The organism is Bartonella sp. AP280QHHD, from assembly GCF_042196125.1.
Lineage (GTDB): Bacteria > Pseudomonadota > Alphaproteobacteria > Rhizobiales > Rhizobiaceae > Bartonella.
Genome location: NZ_JBHIPQ010000032.1, coordinates 1 through 1512, shown reverse-complemented (window position 1 = coordinate 1512; position 1512 = coordinate 1). Strand labels below are relative to the sequence as shown.

The window sequence follows — 1512 nt, the reverse complement described above, 5'->3', positions numbered from 1 at the left end:
GGGAAAAACTTGGTTGTCAGCATCAGGGGCTGTAACAACCGCCCCAATAGCGGTCTGATCAAATGTTGCTAAAGGACGGGAATCCTCACCAGCCTCTACAATGCGAATCCCATGATTAAATTCTATTGCCATTTTGCTCTCCAAATCAATGAAGAGACCATAACAACAAGAGCTCCCTTTCATAAGTCTGACACTGTCAGTCAAAAAGCCCTTTTAAAGGGCTTTAAAGGGGACTTAAAGACGGAAGAGCATACAAGCCTTTAAACGCGCTTATACAAAGATCTTTAATTTAACTGCGCCATCACCACCCCGTCCAGCACCATTTACTGTTCCATCTTCACCATCTCGATAACCGCCACCGCCACCGCCGCCATATCCTTTTTCAGCTCCGCTTCCTCCATTGCCACCATACTGGCTTTTTCCTCCCTTACCTCCATTATTAGCTATACCACTACCACCACTCCCACCACTCCCACCTCCACCTGCTCCACCATAGGTACTATCCCCTCCATCACCGCCACAACTATCATTAAAGCCACCACCACCTCCTCCGCCTCCATGCCAAGGATGTTCTTTTCCCGCATAACCATTATTATTACTACCACTTGCAGTTCCATAACCACCTGAAACTCCACCACCACTATTTCCACCAATATAACCGTTATTCCCCTTACCACCCCGTGCTGTAAGAATAGAACCAACTAGCGTATTACCACCATTAATACCATTTCCATATCCGCCTTTTCCAATAGCCACTACATCATTATTCTGTAATTGGCGTTTTTGAATCTTTAAAGAAATACATTCACCACCACCTCCTCCTCCACGTTGGCCACCGCTCCCGCCACCTCCCCAAGCCATGATTTCAATATCAGTGTCATCTGTCACCCCATCAGGCCAAGGAATATTACCACTCTGCAACATAACGATTTCAATGTACTCTTCTTTACGCTTTTTGATTAAAGCATCCAAAAGAGCATCCACTTGCACCTTGGTATAAACAGCTTCACCATCAACTCTCAAAGGTCCTTTCAAGGTACTTCCATTTGTGCTTAAACTTGTCACCGTTTCACCATTATGAATAAGGCTAAACGACGAATTACCCAAAAGTTCTAAGCCACCACTCATGGTGACTTTGCTGGTAAATTTATTATAATTCTGCCATTCATTTGGGCTTGTGAGGCGCCCATAGCTGGTCATATCTTGATTAATCTTGGCTCTAAAATCATCAAGCCCCACGATATCTTCGGTTTTATGTTGATGCGCGCCTAATAGTGAGACAGCACTGCCAAAGGTAAAGTTATTGTTGCTTGATTTATAGAGAACATAATTGTTGGCAGCATCTTTTGCGCCTTCGATATCGCTTAAATCAGCAAATGAGAAAGTTTTATCCGCTGCCATTTTGCCATTGAGAGCGCTTTCTAGATTTGTGATTTCGTTGATCGTATGCGTGTGGTGTAAAGGTGCCTTTTCGTCTACCTTTTCCTCAACAGCCAAAAGAGCTTGATCAAT

General features: G+C 44.1%; 1 protein-coding gene and 1 pseudogene. Both read right to left on the bottom strand.

The window, feature by feature from the left end; translation table 11 throughout:
• Window positions 1-132: pseudogene (locus ACFIMK_RS04325) on the bottom strand (phage tail protein); the annotation flags it as partial.
• Window positions 133-270: 138 nt separating this feature from the next.
• Window positions 271-1512: Bgr_08870 family protein (locus ACFIMK_RS04320; protein ID WP_375682947.1), on the bottom strand; the 1242-nt coding region annotated here is incomplete at its 5' end.